We start from the raw sequence: 17936 nt of genomic DNA on the forward strand, positions 1-17936 counted from the left end.
CTTATATAATTTTCAAAGAGCGAGCAATTCTATGAAAAATCAAGCTATTTTTTCATATCAACTTAACAGATTCATATATAATATACATAATCTTCTTATCTGTATTATAAGCTTATATTACATTAATTAAACATATGTATATTACAATATTATCTTATTTCTGTCTAGAAAAATAATACTTTCATACTTCATTTTTTTTATTTTTAATAAATAATTTAATATTTTTTATTATTATATCACATGTTTTTTTGTAATACTTCTTCCATAAAGTAAAATTCAAATTTTACTTTTTAATTGAACTTAATCATCTACTGAAAGATATAATATTTCCTTATACATTGAGAAACCCTCTGAATATCAGAGGGTTTTTTTAACTATACTTCTTTTTCAGCTTCTGGTTGTTCTTGTTTTGGAACATATATGTTTTGAACATTAACATTAACTTTGTCAACTTTCAATCCAGTCATAGCTTCAACAGTTCTTTTAACATTTTCTTGAACTGATGCAACTACTTCAGGAATTCTCATTCCATATTCTACAGCTACATTTATTTCAATTGTAGCTTTATCTTCTTCTAATGTAACTTTTACGCTTTTACCACTAGAAGCTTTTTTTCCTTTTAAAATTTGTGATATGTTACTTGAAACCCCATGTGGAATTTCAACGATTCCTTTAATTTCATCAGCCGCTATTTCTGCTATAACACTTACAACCTCGTCAGAAATTTTAACAATTCCTATTGCAGATTCATTGTTTACATTTTCCATTCCCTAACCTCCTAAAGGTTTATCTTGTTAAACCTACTTTTACTTATGTTCATTATAACAAAAGAGTTATTACTTTACAATGCATTATTTCATTGATGTTATATCTACATCACTTAATGTAGTGATATCTTCTACTATCTTTTTAATTGTTGCAGCATCTTCTTCTGCTAAAACATCATCAACTTTTACATATACTTTAACAGTTCCATTATCATTAATCATACATAATGAATCTTCATACCCTTTATTTCTTATTTCAGATTCTACTCTGCTTTCTTGGTCTTTCATCTTAGCTTTGGCAACTAAAGCATTATTTGCAACATCTTTAGATTCTTGAGAAGCATTAGCATCTTCAGTAATAGCCTTCATATCATCAACATACTTATCGTCTTGTTGCTCTTTAGTTAATCTCATGCTATAGAAATATTCAGATGTACTTAATGTTTCTTCTGTTGAAGCCTCACTTTCATTAGTTTTATCTGTATTTTGTTTTAATACAGCTTCTAAACTTGTTGGATCATTTAATCCATTTTCATTTAATTTCATTGATAGAACTCCTACACATACTATCAAAGCCATTAGAGTAAAGATAATCCCAAATTGTTTTTTTGTCATTTTTAATTCCTCCCATATATTTTATATAACATTTATATGCTAGTTATTCATTGGATATACGTTAACTTGATCTAAACTTAAATTATATAAATTTGAAACTGCCTTTTGTATATTATATTTAACCTCACTGCTATTTGCGCCTTCTGCAACTATTAATACTCCTGTAATCGTTGGTTTATATGTTTTAGTTATAAATGGTTCACTTGTGCTAGAATCACTTTTCATAACCACAGTTGTACCTTCTGTCTCTTGCTTTGTAACTCTTGTACCTCCATTTGTATCCTCTTCTTGCGTCTCAGATGTTTGAGTACTTGAATTTGTTGCTGGCACTTGTATTTCTCCACTTTCAAAGTAAATATTAACTATTACTTCTCCTACTCCACTCATCTTAGAAAGTATTTTTTCTAGCTCTGCCTTTTGTTGATCTTCATAATTTAGTAATTCCTTAGATGTCATAAGTCCATCATCTGTAGATACTTCTTGTGCTCCTTGTGGCGTATCACTTCCTTTCGATATTCCAATATCATCTCCTAAAAAATTACTTACTGCCAACCATAGAAATATAATAGCTAATAAAACAATTAAACAATTAACAAACTTTTTATTTTGAAACATTTTGTTAATTTCTTTATTAAACTTATCTTTATCCATACTCTTTATCCTCCCATACTGTATAATTTTATTTTTTCTACTGGTATTTTAAATACTTCTGATAAATATTTTTTTATTTCTTCTTCATTTTCAATATTTTCTTCATTAGATACAGTTTCTTCACTTTCATCATTTATGTTAATTTTAATTTTATCTACAATTTTAATACCACTTTCTTTTACTCCTACCTCTAAACCATCTATACTGTATGTCATATCTTCTAAATTTATAGTACACTCTACATTTGATTTAAAATCCATATCTGAAAACTCTTCCTTCAGCATACTATCACAATTGCTATTTAAATTTTTTTTAAAAGATTCCTTTTGCGTTTCGCTTATATCCTCTGAAGTACTTTCACTAGTCATACCTTGTGTAAGCATATTTTCATAATTTTTGATTATTTTAACTACCTCTTGCTCCCCACCAGTAAAGAATTTAATTATTGGATTAATCATTACTGAAATTAATATTAATCCTAAAACAAATTTTATATATTTTTTCATTGAATTATCAGGGGCAATTATCTCTACAGCTGTCATAAAAATTATTGTTGCAACTAATGTAATAACAAAATTATTTAAATATTCCATTTCTCTATCCTCCTACAACAAACTTTCCAGCTGATATCATTATTGCTATAAGTACAAAAAACATTAAGCTTACACATAATACGCATGACATTATTAAGATTAATGATTCACCTGCTGCTGCAATTGAAGATGTAATTCTTTTATCAGTTATCGGCTCTAATAATGCGGCTGAAAGCTTAAATATAAGTGATGATAATACTATTTTTATTATTGGATATATAATTATTAAAATAATTACTATAAGTCCAATAGAGCCAATTGCATTTTTAATTATCAATGAATATCCAGCTACGGAAGATATAGCATCCGATAAGGATTTACCTACAATTGGGATAAAATTATCTATTGTAAATTTTGTAGTTTTTAATGTAACTGCATCTATTGTTGAAGAACTTATTCCTCTTATAGTTAAAACTCCAATAAATACTGTGATAATAAATCCTTGTATCCATACAGTAGACTTTTTAATAAGACCACATAAGTTAGATAACTTTGGTTCCGTAGAAATATTATTAGCAAATTGCAACACAAATGTAATTAATATTAAAGGTATAATTATATTTAAATAAATTTTAGGTATTAATATTGTTGCTCCTAAAATTATTGGATCCATTGTTGCCGCTTGTGTTAATCCTCCTGATGCAATTAGTAGTGCTGCTAATAATGGTAATACTTTATCCATGAATGTAGCTATTTGTACTATTACATCCTTAGCAAGCGATAAAGAAATAATAAATGTCTTTGATAGCAATATAATTAATATTGCATAACATGCAAAAAATGCTATCTGTGAAATTCCTTCACTTGAAAAAGAGGATTGTAAATTTTTAAACAATGAGCATATTATTCCAATTACTACAATTGAAAAAGCTAATGATAATACTGTTTTTACCTCTTTAAAAAACAAACTCACTACAGCGCTTATTACCGTTGAAACAGACAAATTTCCTTCTCCATTTTCAATATAACTTTGTATATATGAAACTGGATCTAATTCATTCATTAGTTCAACATCACTTTTCATCGTATTTATATAGTCATATAAATTATTTAATTTCGATTCTGTTTCTTCATCATTAATTAATGTTGTTGTAGTTTGATCTTCAGCATAAACTTCATTTTCTGTTGTAATAAAAAAACTACTTAAACTTAATACAAATGCACAAACAAAAATTAAAACTATCTTTAAAATATTGTTTTTCATTTTCTCACCTACAATATCTGAAGTATTGAATCTAATACAGCCATCAGTATTGGTATCGCTAATCCTAAAATCATTATTTTACCTGCAAACTCTACCTTACTTCCTATGCTACCTGCTCCTGAATCCTTACAAATCTCACTACAAAATGAGGTTATATATGCAATGGCTAAAATTTTAAGTACAATTCCTATATATACAGTATCTATATTAGCTTTATTTGCAATGTCATTTATAAAATCTATTACCTCTCCGAGCTGCCCTATCATATATAGAAAAATACCAGCCCCAGCTACAAGTATTACAAGTGGTCCTAAATCAGATTTAGTTTGTTTTAATAAAAGATATATAAATAATGCAGTAAAAGCAAAAAATGCAACTTTAATAATATCCATATAAGTCACCTAAAGACTGAACATAGTTCTAACAGTATCAAATAAATTTGAAATCATTCCAATTACAGTAATCAATATAATGACTATTCCTGCTAAATTTGCTAATACTGCTATTTCTCCCTTACCATTGTCCTTTAATATTTTCTCTATAACCATAAGCAAAACTCCCATTGCACCTATTTTAAATAACAAACTTACATCAAACATCCCTAAGCCTCTCCCCTTTTAGATAAAAAATATTGCTAACATAGCACCTATAGATAATCCCAACGTTCTATATAATTTAATATTTTCTTTTTCTAACTTTTTAGCTTCCTTATAATTAATATCTATATTATCTAAAGCTAAGCTGAAAATTCTTTCTTGACCCGTTACTCCGCTATTACCTAATGTCTTAAAGAAATCATTTATGATTTTATAATCATCTTTATTTAAACTTATATTATCCTTATTTTTTTCATAAGCTATTTCAAAACTTTCATATACACTACTAATATTGCCTTCCTCTAATATGGAAGCCATTTCAATAAATATAAAAGAAATAGGCTCTGAAACTTTGTTTCCAATTTCAAATAAGGCATTTGGCAATGGTGTATTGGAATATAGTATTTCATTATTTAAAAGCAATAATGCCTTTTGCATTTCCTTTAAATGAATACTTCTTCTTTTGTAATTTTCTCCTATAAAATAACCTATAAAGGTACATATTAGAAACATTAAAAATATCATTATATTTCTAAGCATTGTAATCCCCTTTCTCTACTGACCTTATATACTTTTTCTATAGTTCCAGCCCCCTTCCTATTACTTAGTAATATAATTCTCTCTAATATGCAATTATCAATTAAATCCTTAAATACAGCCCTTCCATAAACATCAGCAATATCATATCCATGAACTGTTACTATTACATTCACTCCTGAATTAAATGCCATGTTTAAAGCTTCTAAATCTCCCTTTGTTCCAATTTCATCGCAAATTAAAACTTCAGGTGATAAACTTCTTATTGCCATAATCATTCCTGACTTCTTTAAACAATTATCTAAAATATCAGTTCTTATCCCGACGTTCATTTGTGGTACACCATTATAACAAGCTGCTATTTCACTTCTTTCATCTACAATCGTTACTTTTTTACCAGATAAATTTATCTTGTACATTCCATTTGATATATTCTTTGCTATGTCTCGTAAGATTGTTGTTTTCCCACACTTAGGTGGTGAAACAATTAACGTATTATATACTCTATTATTGTTAGTTATTAAATTCATTATCTTGTTAGAAGAACCTATTATTTCTCTACAAATTCTTATATTTAAAGATGAAATATTTTTAATAGTCCTAACTTCTCCATTTGATATAACACACTCTCCTGCTAATCCAACTCTATGTCCACCCTTTAAAGTAATATATCCTTGCTTTATCTCCTCTTCAAAAGCATATAAAGAGTAATTCGATACCTTAGCCATCATAAACTTCAAATCTTCACTAGTTGTCCTATAATCAAGCACCTTTTCTCCATATGATAAATTTAATATTACTGGCTTTCCGCTTTTAATTCGTATTTCCTGTACGGCATCTTCTTGTAAATATTGCTTTACTATATTACTAATCTCTTTGGGAAGTATTTTGTAAATCTCATCATATTCCATAAACTCACTTCCTTAATTATCTTTCTCTTTAATTTTTATTTCACATAATAGATAATTATTCATACTATAAAAAAATATGTAAAATATTTATTTTATAACTATATAATTTACAAATTTTAATACTATGTAAAATAACTCCCTCTTTAAAATATATTTAGTTATTATCATATAAATGCTTTTAAATAGAAAAAAAGCATAGACTATTGCAAATTTAATTGCATTAGTCTATGCTTTCACTTTAATATGTATAAAATAATTATTTATCACTCTCTTGCCTTTCCTCCACAGAATGGACAAGGAATACTAGAATTATTATTTAAAGCTTGTTGTTCAACAAAAAGTGGTTTATCACAATTGTCGCATTTAATCTCTACATATTCATCTTCAATAGAATTTAAATCATCAAATGAAACCTCTTCAAAAAGTTCATCTTGAATATCAGTTAAATCATTGTCAATATACTCAATATTCTCTTCTAAGTAATCTTGCTTTAATGATATTTCTTCAATCTTAGAAGATAAATCACTTAAAATATCACTTACAGAATCAAATAACTCTTTATATTGTTCTTCTTTGATACCTTCTATTTTTTCTTTAAGATTATTTATCTTATTATTTATATCTTTCATACTTTCACTTCCTTCGAAGAAATACTTTACTTATTACTAATTATACCCATTTTTGCTTTTTTTAAATAAAACAAATGCTAAGTTTTTAAACCTAGCATTTACTTTTAAATATTAAACTCTTTCCATGTATTCGCCAGTTCTAGTGTCAACTCTGATAGTGTCACCTTCATTAACGAACATTGGTACGTTAACAACAGCTCCTGTTTCTAATGTAGCTGGTTTCATAGCGTTTGTAGCTGTGTTTCCTTTTACTCCTGGATCTGCTTGAGTGATTAATAATTCAACAAAGTTTGGTGCTTCAACTGAGAATGCATCACCTTTGTAGAACTTAATTACAGCAAACATGTTTTCTTTTATGAACTTTATAGCATCTTCTACTTTTTCGTAGTTTAATGGAATTTGCTCATAAGTTTCTTGATCCATGAAGTAGTATAATTCTCCATCAGAATAAAGGTATTGCATTTCTTTTCTTTCAATTACAGCTTCTTGTAATTTAGTTGTTGGGTTGAAAGTTGTATCTGTAACTCCACCAGAAATAACGTTTCTTAGCTTAGTTCTAACGAAAGCAGCTCCCTTACCTGGTTTAACGTGTAGGAAGTCTATAACTGTATACACTTGTCCTTCATACTCAAAAGTTGTACCTTTTCTTAAATCTCCTGCTGATATCATAAAAAAATTCCCTCCAAATAACTTGAATTCATTGTTATTATGACCTTTATTAATTACAAATAGTCATAACTTCTTTTGTTGTTTAATGACACAACAAAAACATTCTATCAAAATTACTAAAGAAATGCAATTATTTAAGGAAGAACATCTAAAATTTTAATCAATTTATCTATATAACTCCAAGTTTGCTAACAAAACTCCATCTTTTCCAATGATATTATAAGATTTTATATCAAAAAATTCTAGTTTATCTAACACTTCAACTATATTCTCTTCATTCCCACTTATCTCTATTTTTATATTCCACTTTTCTGCTCTTTCTTCCATTTCTAAAATATTGATATTTTTTATAGTTTTTAACTCATTAAAAACATCACTATAAAGTAAATTTACTTTTGTCATAACAACCGGCATTTCTTTAATATCTTTTTCCTCTTTTATTGTACTACAAAATAAAAAAAGTAAAACTTGTAAAAACGTTAGTAAAATAATTACACTTTCTTTATTATCATGCATATATAATTTAAATTTATTCATAAAAAATTTTCACAACCTTTAAATCATCTTTGTTTGTTATCTTTTTTATTACAATACCACGTTCTTCTAAATAACTAATATCTTCATCAATATTGTAAGTGATATCAGCTTCATTATTTTCTACATGTAATTCTACAATTTTATTATCATACAACCCTAACCATTTACTTACCTCTTCAGGTTTAATATAACTATCATTAATTTCATAATTATTATTAGTTTTTATTTCTTCCTTAAATAAAGGTTTTAAATTAAAACTTAATAATATTAAGTTAAGTAATATTAATGCTTGATATCCTTTTTTATTTTCTTTACTTTCTTTAAGCTTCTTTTTTTCTATATAATCTAAAGGAAGAAAATTTTTATACCTCAAATATTTTTTCATTAATTTTATCTCCAATATTTAATCTTATAAAAGTCCTTTTTTCCTTAAATTGTTCCATAAGCTCATTATCTATATTTTTGTCTATAACAAAAGTTTTTCCTTCATTAATATCTTTATAATTAAAATTTTTAACAAAATTTTCTTTATTATCTACAATACTTTTTGTAATTAAATTATTGGTAATCTCTAAATAATAAATGTGATCCTTTATTTTTGTTAAAACTCTATACTGCGATGGTTTTTTAATTTTTTTCATTGTTATTTCTCTAATATAAAATTGTATAGGTAAAATAGTTACCTCACTTAAACCCTCACATAAAAACTGTATTCTTTCAACATCTCCAATTGAATATAAAAATAGTTTTTTTCTTTTTTTATCATATTCATAATGCATCAAAACATTATGATTAACTCCATATTCATCATTAATTATGTCACAAATAACATTTTCCTTTACACTTTTTATTCCATCATAAGATTTTATTAATAAATTTTCTTCTATTATATATAAATTAACCTCTTTATTTATTATTTTTTTAATAGATATATCATCATATATTTTTCCTTTGTGAATATATTTATTTTTATTAGCAATTACAATATCTCTCATACTTTCTCCTTGCTTTCTTAGATAAAGGTTTTATATAAGCTTGGAACAAAAATAATATCTATACTTTCTTCATTTTCTATAAAAATACAATCTATTTTTCTAATTAATTGTGATGTTTCACTTTTAACATCATTCAAAAAACAGTTTCCATTAGATATTATAAGTTTTATATTTTCATTTTCGCTAAAACAATATTCAAAGCTTATGCTATTATCATCTTTATAGCTTTCAAATTTATTTAATATTTCTTGATCATTAAATATAACTTCCTTAACTTCTTCTATTAATTTATTTTCTTCATTTGTTAATGTTAAAACATCTTCTCCTATTTCATATAATGAATATTTACTGCTATTTGCAACTATTGTTTTGCTACTTAAAACTATTAATACTATTAATATATTTAACAAAATTAACACTTCTAGCATTATAACTCCATGCTTTTTAACTATATACATCTTATTCTTACTCCTGAATTTTCACTACTTATGCAGTAATATATAAGCTTTCCCTTTTTTATAACAGTAAAATCATTGATATTATCAATTATAGTGTTATTACCAACTTTAATTTTTCCATCTTCACTACTTATAGTTTTTAACATTAATTTTCCATTACTTAAATGAATTATTTTAGTTTTTTCATTACCACTTATTTCTTTAAATTTAACTACTATATTATCCCCAGTTATCTCACTTGTATATACATCATCAAAACTGCTGTTTATTTCTATAGCTACAATAGCTGAACTTTTCCATAAAGACTCTATATTTAATAAAGCATTATCAAATTTATCTTCATAATAACAATTATATAAACTAATATAGTAGTCTTTTACTCCTTCAAAAGATAAACCTATAGTTATACCCCCTAAAATAAAAACAATTGCTATTACAACAATACTTTCAATTAATGTATAACCTCTTTTATTTTTACTCATAATACTCCATCCATTTATACTTTAAAAAGCTCTTTTCTAATTTATCAATATCATTTTCAAGATAAAATTCTATTTTAACCTCTAAGATTTCTTCATTATCACTTTTTTTATTGATAAAAATAAATATATCACTTCCAAAATCCATACTAGTTAATGATTTTGTAGTCAAATTTTTCAAAATATCCTCATCATATCTTAACGAAAGATATTCCATTTCATTTTCATCTATTATTTCATTCATTGATATATTATATTTTATCTCTTGCATGATACAATATACTACTCTACTTGCTTCTTCTATCTTTCTCCTTTTATAATAATTAGCTCTATTGCTTGCAATTAACATGGTAACAACTAAAAACATCATCATTATAATATTCACTGCAACAATAGTTTCTATTAATGTACTACCCTTTTTCTTGCTCATTATCTAATTACCCTCATATATATTTACTGTATCAACTCCAGTTGCTATTGCTATTTTATGAATATTACCGTTACCATCTAAAATTTGAATTGTATCAGAATCTATATGTCCTAAATTGTTAATCTTCAAAATATATACAGTTAAAAATTTACACTTACTATTTAAATATATACTTTTTATTATTTTTCCCCCTTGTTTTTTATCTTTAAAATTTACAGTACCAACACTCTTATTAATTTCAATTTCACCATAACTAGCATTTTTAACACAGTAAAACTTTGCATAACTTATCATATTGCTTAGTTCATTACAAAAACCAATTGCTTCAGCCCTATTTATTGTGCTATTAATAGAATTGGCTATATTTATAGTTGGTAGTAACAATACTGAAATTATTGCTATTACAATTATTAATTCTATTAATGTATAACCCTTTTTCATAAAAAAACTCCTTAAATTAAAACAATATCTAAGAGGGGAACTACAAATTTTATAATAAAACTTAATATGATTATTCCTATAGTTAATATTAATAAAGGCTGAACTAATACAGTTATTTTACTAATTTTATCGTTTAAGTTATTAAATATTTCTGTTTCTAATATAATAAGCCTCTTATCTAAAGAACCACATTCTTCCCCTAATTTTATATGAGCTAATGTATATTTAGAAAACATCATCGTTTCATTCATAGATTCTGATAATACTTTTCCATTTTTTATATCATCATTTATCTTTCTTAAGACTTTAGTTATCTTTTCATTTAACTCTCCTTCACAACAATATTCCAAACCTATAGCGATATTAATACCACTATTAATAACTACTGACATAAGAACAATAGTTATATATTCATTAAACAAATTATAAACCTGAATTTTCTCTATATAATAATAAAAACTCTTTCTAAGAAAAATATTAAATATGAATATTGGTGCGATTATCCCCCAAATCATTACTTGAAGTATTATTAAAATTGGATTCCTAAAAACAAATTTCTTCATAGAAATTATTTTTAAATAAATATCTGGTATATCTTTCCCCATAGCACCATAGATATTAGCCATACTAGGAATAAAGAAAAACAAAACAAAAAAACCTAATATAATTAAAGCAATCATTAAAATTAAGGGATATGTTATTGAATTTATAATTGTTTTATTTATATATTGTAGCTTATTGTAGTACATTTCTAATCCCTTCAACACATAAACAATTCTCCCAGTTCTTTCTCCTATCCCAACCATAGAAAGAAAAAATATTGGTATTAAGCCTTCCCCTTTACTAAAAGCTTTTCTTAAGGTTCCTCCATCTCTTATTATGATTTCCATTTCCTTAAGAAGCATCTTATATTCTTTCTTTAGTGGTAATTCATCTAATAATGAAAATATATGTAATAGCTGAATACCTTCTTCGTATAATTTAGAAATATTACCTGCAATTAATGCTAAATCTTTATAGCTTACTTTCTTTTTTGAATTCAAAACTTAATCCCTCCACTTCAATAAAGTTTTCATAATCTAACAATGAAATATTCCCATTAATCAATAGAGCTTTTAAGTTTTTAATCATTTCTAAATTCGAAAGAAGACTATTATCATTATTTATATTTTTTATTTTCTCTTTCATCTCATTATCAATGACATGTATTGCAGCAACTAATGATCGACCTTTATATCCAGTAAAATTACATTCATTACATCCACACTTTTCATAAAGTTTAATTACTTTTCCATCAATATTTTTTTCATCAATTATAGTTTTACAATTATCACATAATAACCTAATAAGTCTTTGAGATACTATTCCAACTAATGAATCCCTTATTAAATATTTTTCAACCTTCATATCTTCAAGTCTAAAATAAACTTCTCTTGGATCCCGTGTATGTATTGTAGAATAAACCTTATGTCCTGTTAAAGATGCCCTAACAGCCATTTCCGCAGTTTCCTCATCTCTTATTTCACCTATCATGATAATATCTGGATCCTGTCTTAAAAAACACCTTAAACCTTCTGCAAAGCCAATATTTAAAGTTTTATTTAAATTCATTTGATTTATTCCTGGAATAATTGCTTCTATAGGATCTTCTAAGCTTGATATATTAACTTCATCTTTATTTAACTCCTGCAATATACTATATAAAGTTGTTGATTTACCTGAACCCGTAGGTCCATTAACAATAATAAGGCCTGATTTAACTTTCATAATATATTTTAACTTATCTTTTTGTTCAGCCGTTAAGTTAAGCTTATCTATTGAATAATTAAATCCATTTCCATATAAAATTCTTATGACAACCTTTTCACCAAAAACAGCTGGCATTGTACTAATTCTTAAATCATAACTTTTCTTATTGTACTCAAATGAAATTTTACCATCCTGTGGTTTTCTTTTTTCAGTTATATCAATATTAGAATTCAACTTTATTTTTGATAAAATTAATTGATATTCTTCTTTATTAAAAATATACATAGACCTCAATAATCCATCAATTCTAAATCTTACTACTACATAATCCTTATATGGTTCATAATGTATATCAGATACATTAAGTTTAATGGCTTCTTTAATAATTATGTCATATGCTTCTTTTTTCTGGCCTAAATATGCTATTTTAATAAGATACTGAATTTCTTCCTTCTTAATTAAAATTAAAATAACTTTTTTTCTAAAAATGAAAAGCATATCCTCTTCAACCTTTTTATTTACCTCACTACAATAAACATAAACCTCCTTTTCATTTTCTTTAAAGGGAATTGCGTTAAAGATTTTAGCTTTTTGTTCATTAATTTTTCTAGCAACTGTAATATTAATATTTTTTAATAAATTATTATAGATTGTTTCTTTCATCCTTTATAAAACTCACCATGAATGCTTTTTATATACCAAAAATTCATTTCTTTGTTTATTTCAACAAAAATTTTGTGATTTTTCACAAAAAAAAATAAGAATTTAGAATAACTCTAAACTCTTATTTACTCAATATTTATAAAATCACATGTTTTAAGACTATCGTCAACTAAAGTAACAGTTCCTTCTGCATATTTATAAAGATGCTCATTTTTACTTGTTCCACTTCCACCTACAAATAAAATTTCTCCTTTATCATTAACGGATAATCCTTTTTCTACATATAATGTATTTGGAAAATCAAATACAAGTCTTTTTAATTCATCATTATTGATTTCATAAATAGAAAAATTATTATTTTTTACTCTTCCTAATAAATATATGTTTCCATTAACCTCTTCAACATCATTAACATCTATAACTTCATCAGAAACCTCACTTATAGTCCCATCGATATTAACTATCTTAAGCATTGTACTTTCTTCATAATGTTCTTCTACAAGTGCAACTCCATCTTTAATATGTTTTAAAAACTTTACAAATCCATTATTAATTTTATAAAGATTTTCTTCAGAATTGCTTTCAATATCATATGTAAATATCCCTGACAATTTATTTACTGTATCTACTCCATAAAAAGCTAATTTTTTATCAGTGATCCAATCAATAAACTGACCAGAAATAACAGCATTATTTTCTAATAAAATTTCTTTTTTATCATTAAGCCTCATAACTGCAGGAACAAGATATTCATCATTAATAAAATAAAAAACATAGTTTCCATCTGGCGATATTTTCAAACCTAAAATATTATCATGTTCAATCTTAATATCTTCTGAATTATAATTAACATAAAAACTATTATCCTTGAAGAAAGTATAAGTATTAGATGATAAATTATAGTTATTAATTATTTTACCTTCAGTATCAATTAGCTCATATTTTCCTTCATCATTTATATTAAAGGTTTCATAATCATTTCCTTCATCAACAAATGCCCCTTTATTTATTATAATGCTTTCTTTATTTTCTTCTTCGTTTTTATTGCAACCAATAAGTATAAAACCTAATACTACAACTTGAAATACTACTAATAATTTTATATATATTTTTTTAGTCATTTATTTTTCCTCATTTTTTAATACACTATTCCATCACAAATAAAGTTTGCATCTCCAATCATATAAATTGAATTGCCTTCAATTTCTATTCTTAACTCACCTCCAGGTACTTTTACATTTACTTTTTCTTTTGTTAAATTTAATTTATTACATACAACAACTGATGCTGAACATCCTGTTCCACAAGAATAAGTTGCTCCAGCACCTCTTTCCCATGTTCTTACTATTATATTTTCATCGTCTACAACTTTAACGAAATTTACGTTTGTTCCTTCTTCAAAAAGTTCAAACTTTTCAATATATTTCCCTTCACTAACATCATAGTTTTCATCATCTACAAATATGACAGTATGTGGTACGCCTACTAAAAGAGCTGATGCATTATATTTTTTACCGTTAACATTTATTTCTTCATTTATTAATTGTGATTTATTCTTTAACGGAACTAATGAACCATCAAAAGATATTTCACCCATATATACTTTAACACCATCTACAGTGCCATTATTTATTGTAAGATTCAGTTTTTTAACTCCATCTCCAGTTTCAACAGATATTAAATCTTTTGATACAATATTTCTTTCATAAACATATTTTCCAAAGCATCTTATAGCATTTCCACACATATTTGCCCATGAACCATCACTATTTATTATTACCATTTTTATATCAGCAATATCAGATTTTCTTACAAGAACTACTCCATCTGCTCCTATACCAAATCTTCTATGACAAAGTTTTTTTGCTAAACTTTCTTCTTGTCCAATATACTTATTATCTAAATCTAATAAAAATATAAAATCATTGCCTGTTCCGTGCATTTTTGTAAACTTCATAATATCTGCCTCCTTTATTTAACCGTTTTACTATTACAAAAAATAATGATATACTTACTTTAATTAATACTAAAGAAAGGATGAAATTTATGGCAATAGACGGTATCTACTTATATAGTTTAGTTGAAGATTTAAAAAAATCAATATTAAATTCTAAAATTGATAAAATTAATCAGCCTGAAAAAGATGAAATTATAATAACTTTACGAAAAGAAAGAAAGAATCTTAAACTTTTAGTATCTGCTTCACCAAAATATCCAAGGTTTAACTTAACAGAAGTTATAAAAGCTAACCCTTTGCAGGCTCCTATGTTTACAATGGTTCTTAGAAAATATTTAATCGGTGGTAAAATAATTGATATTGTCCAACTTGAAGGTGATAGAATTGTAAAATTCCTTATTGAATCATCTGATGAACTTGGTTTTAATAGTATCTACACATTAATAGTAGAAATAATGGGTAGACATAGTAATATTACTTTAGTAAGAGAAAGAGATAATAAAATTATGGAGTGTATAAAACATATTTCTCCTTCAATGAATAGTTTTAGAGTTTTGTATCCAGGAATAACTTACAAACTTCCTCCAAAATCAACTAAAATTAATCCTTTCTCTTATAATAATACCACTTTGCAAGAGTTTGTGAATAATAATTCTATAACTTTTAACAAAAATTTCTTTGTTTCTTGCTTTACTGGTATTAGCAAACCATTATCTGAGCATTTATTTATGGAATATAATAAAACTTATAATGATTTTTCAATAGAAAATATAAGCATATTCTTATCTAAATTCTTAAAAGATTTGATTGATAACGAAGTCTTTACTATATACAAAGATAAAGATGGCAATTATGTAGACTTTTATATGCTTCCATTAGATCAACTTGAGGATAATTTTACACCGCAAGTATTTGATAATATTCATGAATTAATGGATAAATACTATTTAGAAAAGGATAAACAAGAAAGAATTAAAGGACGTTCTGTAAATCTTCAAAAATTAGTAACTACTAATATTGAAAGATGTTTAAAGAAAGAAAATAAATTAAATAGTGTCTTAGAAAAATGTAATGATAAAGAAGATTTCAAAATAAAAGGCGATTTATTAACTTCCTATATCTATAGTATTAAAAAAGGTGATAGTTCATTCACTACTGTTAATTTCTTTAGTGAAGATGGTGAAGAGGTAACTATACCACTTGATGAAAACAAAACACCATCTGAAAATGTTCAAAGCTATTATAAAAAGTATAATAAGTTAAAAAAATCAGAGGAATCAGCTATTGAACAATTAGAAAAAAATAGTGATGAATTAGAGTATCTTAACTCAGTATTAACTAACATTGAAAATTGCGAAAGCTATACTGAAATTGATGATATTAAAGAGGAACTTATTTCAACTGGTTATGTAAGAAAAAGAAAAGCTAATGGTAAAAATAATAAAAAAGCAAAACCATCAAAACCGCTTCACTATATCTCATCAGACGGAATTGACATTTTTGTAGGTAAAAATAATATTCAAAATGATAATTTATCATTAAAGTTTGCAAACAAAAATCATATGTGGCTTCACACTAAAAATATTCCTGGATCACATGTAATTGTTTGTTCTAACGATGTTCCTGATAATACTTTAGTAGAAGCTGCAACTTTAGCTGCATATTACAGTAAAGCAAAAGAATCTTCAAAAGTAGATGTTGATTACACATTAGTAAAAAATTTAAAAAAGCCTAATGGTGCTAAACCTGGAATGGTTATATACCATACAAACTATACAATGACTGTTGATCCTTCTGATATTAAAAGTTTGAATCTAGAAAAGAAATAGATTAAAAAGGTTAAATTGCTTTACAATTTAACCTTTTTCATTCTCTTTATTCTAACTCTAACTACCTTAAATATGGTTTACAACCATATCTCCATTGTTCTTTATCTTTTCATTATCAAAGTATTGATAGTAGTAACATTTTAATTTACCATTATAAAGCTTTCTATTTTTCGTAGCTTTTCTACCAAATGGTACTTCAAAACCTTCATAAGAAGTTAGTATATTGAAATCCCAAGTATCAAGCTTTCTCTTATTCATACCTAAATACTTATAAAGCTCTTCTACTTCTTTTTTCTCTCCTAGTCTTTCACCATATGGAGGATTTGTTATAATAAATGCATTTTTCTCACTACTTGAGAATTGTTTGAAATCTCTCTTTTGGAATTCAATGTATTTAGCAACTCCAGCTTTTTGTGAATTGCTTCTAGCAATCTTAAGCATTCTTCCATCTATATCATAACCTATAAGTTTTATATCCTTATTTTTAATAGATCTTTCTGCACCTTCTTTTACTTGTTCAAATACCTCTGAACCTATAGTTGGCCAAGTTTCTGCTACGAAGTTTCTAAATAAACCTGGTGCTATATTTTGCATTATCATTGCTGCTTCTATTAAAATAGTTCCTGAACCACAAAATGGATCAACTAAAGTATAATCTTCTTTCCATCTTGATATTAAAACTAATGCAGCTGCTAATGTTTCTTTTAATGGAGCAATACCAGCTTCTTCTCTATAACCTCTTTTGTGAAGACCTACACCACTTGTATCAATAGATAAAGTTACAACATCCTTTAAAATTGATACTTCTATCTTATAAACTGGTCCATCTTCAGAAAAATGAGATACTCCATATGATTCGCTCATACTTGTTACTATAGCTTTTTTAACAATTGATTGACAATCTGGAACACTAAAAAGTGTAGACTTAACAGATTTACCTACAACGTGCATAACACCATTTACAGGTATAATATCACTCCATTTTACAGCTTTAGTTCCTTGGAATAATTCTTCAAAACTTCTTGCTTCGAATTCTGCCATTTTAATAAAAATTCTATCTGCAGTTCTTAAATGAACATTAGCTATTGCAATATCCATTTCATCCCCTTCAAAATGAACCTTTCCATTTTCAACTGTTAAATCTTCATATCCTAATGCCTTTAACTCTTTTGCTGTTATTCCTTCCAGCCCAAAAGTTGTTGTTGCTACTAAATTATATTCCATTA

24 protein-coding genes are annotated in these 17936 nt (G+C 26.0%); 1 reads left to right on the plus strand and 23 read right to left on the minus strand.

Annotation, left to right across the window (positions count from 1 at the left end; all coding sequences use genetic code 11):
* Nucleotides 1-374: 374 nt before the first annotated feature.
* From HCG70_RS10315 to dapF, 22 genes are all read right to left on the minus strand, one after another.
* A complete protein-coding gene (locus tag HCG70_RS10315; RefSeq protein WP_042396755.1) occupies nucleotides 375-767 on the minus strand; it encodes an Asp23/Gls24 family envelope stress response protein in 393 nt (130 codons plus the stop codon).
* Nucleotides 768-851: 84 nt separating this feature from the next.
* The gene (locus HCG70_RS10320) at nucleotides 852-1382 is read right to left on the minus strand and encodes a SpoIIIAH-like family protein (RefSeq protein ID WP_042396752.1); all 531 of its coding nucleotides are present in this window, start codon (nucleotides 1380-1382) and stop codon (nucleotides 852-854) included.
* A 39-nt stretch (nucleotides 1383-1421) separates the two neighbouring features.
* Complete coding sequence (gene spoIIIAG / locus HCG70_RS10325; RefSeq protein ID WP_042396750.1) at nucleotides 1422-2033, minus strand: stage III sporulation protein AG; 612 nt, start codon at nucleotides 2031-2033, stop codon at nucleotides 1422-1424.
* A gap of 5 nt (nucleotides 2034-2038) precedes the next feature.
* A complete protein-coding gene (gene spoIIIAF, locus HCG70_RS10330) occupies nucleotides 2039-2626 on the minus strand; it encodes a stage III sporulation protein AF (RefSeq protein WP_042396745.1) in 588 nt (195 codons plus the stop codon).
* A 4-nt stretch (nucleotides 2627-2630) separates the two neighbouring features.
* A complete protein-coding gene (spoIIIAE, locus tag HCG70_RS10335; protein WP_055275713.1) occupies nucleotides 2631-3830 on the minus strand; it encodes a stage III sporulation protein AE in 1200 nt (399 codons plus the stop codon).
* 8 nt (nucleotides 3831-3838) lie between these two features.
* Nucleotides 3839-4222 carry a stage III sporulation protein AD gene (gene spoIIIAD, locus HCG70_RS10340; protein ID WP_042396738.1) on the minus strand — a complete coding sequence of 128 codons (384 nt, stop codon included), beginning with the start codon at nucleotides 4220-4222 and terminating at the stop codon, nucleotides 3839-3841.
* A 9-nt stretch (nucleotides 4223-4231) separates the two neighbouring features.
* Entirely contained in the window at nucleotides 4232-4429 is a 198-nt protein-coding gene (spoIIIAC, locus tag HCG70_RS10345) for a stage III sporulation protein AC (protein ID WP_042396735.1), read from the minus strand.
* An 18-nt stretch (nucleotides 4430-4447) separates the two neighbouring features.
* Entirely contained in the window at nucleotides 4448-4966 is a 519-nt protein-coding gene (gene spoIIIAB, locus HCG70_RS10350; protein ID WP_042396733.1) for a stage III sporulation protein SpoIIIAB, read from the minus strand.
* A complete protein-coding gene (gene spoIIIAA, locus HCG70_RS10355; RefSeq protein ID WP_042396730.1) occupies nucleotides 4951-5874 on the minus strand; it encodes a stage III sporulation protein AA in 924 nt (307 codons plus the stop codon). The genes spoIIIAB and spoIIIAA overlap by 16 nt, the downstream gene beginning before the upstream one ends.
* Nucleotides 5875-6137: 263 nt before the next feature.
* Nucleotides 6138-6503 (minus strand): CD1247 N-terminal domain-containing protein, encoded by a 366-nt coding sequence (locus tag HCG70_RS10360; RefSeq protein WP_042396727.1) that lies wholly within the window; start codon nucleotides 6501-6503, stop codon nucleotides 6138-6140.
* A 111-nt stretch (nucleotides 6504-6614) separates the two neighbouring features.
* Nucleotides 6615-7172, minus strand: coding sequence for an elongation factor P (efp, locus tag HCG70_RS10365; protein ID WP_042396725.1), 558 nt, complete (start codon nucleotides 7170-7172; stop codon nucleotides 6615-6617).
* A 165-nt stretch (nucleotides 7173-7337) separates the two neighbouring features.
* Nucleotides 7338-7709 (minus strand): hypothetical protein, encoded by a 372-nt coding sequence (locus HCG70_RS10370; protein WP_042396721.1) that lies wholly within the window; start codon nucleotides 7707-7709, stop codon nucleotides 7338-7340.
* Complete coding sequence (locus HCG70_RS10375; RefSeq protein ID WP_055275716.1) at nucleotides 7702-8094, minus strand: hypothetical protein; 393 nt, start codon at nucleotides 8092-8094, stop codon at nucleotides 7702-7704. The genes HCG70_RS10370 and HCG70_RS10375 overlap by 8 nt, the downstream gene beginning before the upstream one ends.
* Nucleotides 8072-8704, minus strand: a complete 633-nt coding sequence (locus HCG70_RS10380; RefSeq protein WP_042396716.1) for a hypothetical protein — start codon at nucleotides 8702-8704, stop codon at nucleotides 8072-8074. Before HCG70_RS10380 ends, HCG70_RS10375 begins: the two co-directional genes overlap by 23 nt.
* A gap of 17 nt (nucleotides 8705-8721) precedes the next feature.
* Nucleotides 8722-9162, minus strand: coding sequence for a hypothetical protein (locus tag HCG70_RS10385; RefSeq protein WP_055275721.1), 441 nt, complete (start codon nucleotides 9160-9162; stop codon nucleotides 8722-8724).
* Complete coding sequence (locus tag HCG70_RS10390; protein WP_042396711.1) at nucleotides 9153-9644, minus strand: type II secretion system protein; 492 nt, start codon at nucleotides 9642-9644, stop codon at nucleotides 9153-9155. Before HCG70_RS10390 ends, HCG70_RS10385 begins: the two co-directional genes overlap by 10 nt.
* Nucleotides 9637-10071: a hypothetical protein gene (locus tag HCG70_RS10395; protein WP_055275723.1), complete on the minus strand. Its 435-nt coding sequence runs from the start codon at nucleotides 10069-10071 to the stop codon at nucleotides 9637-9639. Before HCG70_RS10395 ends, HCG70_RS10390 begins: the two co-directional genes overlap by 8 nt.
* Nucleotides 10072-10074: 3 nt before the next feature.
* On the minus strand, nucleotides 10075-10512 hold the full coding sequence (locus HCG70_RS10400; RefSeq protein ID WP_042396705.1) for a prepilin-type N-terminal cleavage/methylation domain-containing protein: 438 nt from the start codon (nucleotides 10510-10512) through the stop codon (nucleotides 10075-10077).
* Between the two features lie 11 nt (nucleotides 10513-10523).
* Nucleotides 10524-11555, minus strand: coding sequence for a type II secretion system F family protein (locus tag HCG70_RS10405; RefSeq protein WP_042396701.1), 1032 nt, complete (start codon nucleotides 11553-11555; stop codon nucleotides 10524-10526).
* Complete coding sequence (locus tag HCG70_RS10410) at nucleotides 11527-12924, minus strand: GspE/PulE family protein (RefSeq protein ID WP_070098822.1); 1398 nt, start codon at nucleotides 12922-12924, stop codon at nucleotides 11527-11529. Before HCG70_RS10410 ends, HCG70_RS10405 begins: the two co-directional genes overlap by 29 nt.
* A gap of 125 nt (nucleotides 12925-13049) precedes the next feature.
* The gene (locus HCG70_RS10415; protein WP_195951052.1) at nucleotides 13050-14045 is read right to left on the minus strand and encodes a hypothetical protein; all 996 of its coding nucleotides are present in this window, start codon (nucleotides 14043-14045) and stop codon (nucleotides 13050-13052) included.
* Nucleotides 14046-14062: 17 nt separating this feature from the next.
* The gene (gene dapF, locus HCG70_RS10420; RefSeq protein WP_055290968.1) at nucleotides 14063-14881 is read right to left on the minus strand and encodes a diaminopimelate epimerase; all 819 of its coding nucleotides are present in this window, start codon (nucleotides 14879-14881) and stop codon (nucleotides 14063-14065) included.
* A gap of 89 nt (nucleotides 14882-14970) precedes the next feature.
* Here dapF and HCG70_RS10425 point away from each other — a divergent pair, with 89 nt between their 5' ends.
* The gene (locus tag HCG70_RS10425; protein WP_042396693.1) at nucleotides 14971-16710 is read left to right on the plus strand and encodes an NFACT family protein; all 1740 of its coding nucleotides are present in this window, start codon (nucleotides 14971-14973) and stop codon (nucleotides 16708-16710) included.
* 66 nt (nucleotides 16711-16776) lie between these two features.
* On the opposite strand, the gene HCG70_RS10430 is transcribed toward HCG70_RS10425, so the two are convergent.
* Nucleotides 16777-17934 carry a class I SAM-dependent RNA methyltransferase gene (locus HCG70_RS10430; protein WP_055275729.1) on the minus strand — a complete coding sequence of 386 codons (1158 nt, stop codon included), beginning with the start codon at nucleotides 17932-17934 and terminating at the stop codon, nucleotides 16777-16779.
* Between the last annotated feature and the right edge of the window lie 2 nt (nucleotides 17935-17936).

The organism is Clostridium sp. K04, assembly GCF_019734375.1.
GTDB classification, from domain to species: Bacteria; Bacillota; Clostridia; order Clostridiales; family Clostridiaceae; genus Clostridium; species Clostridium saudiense.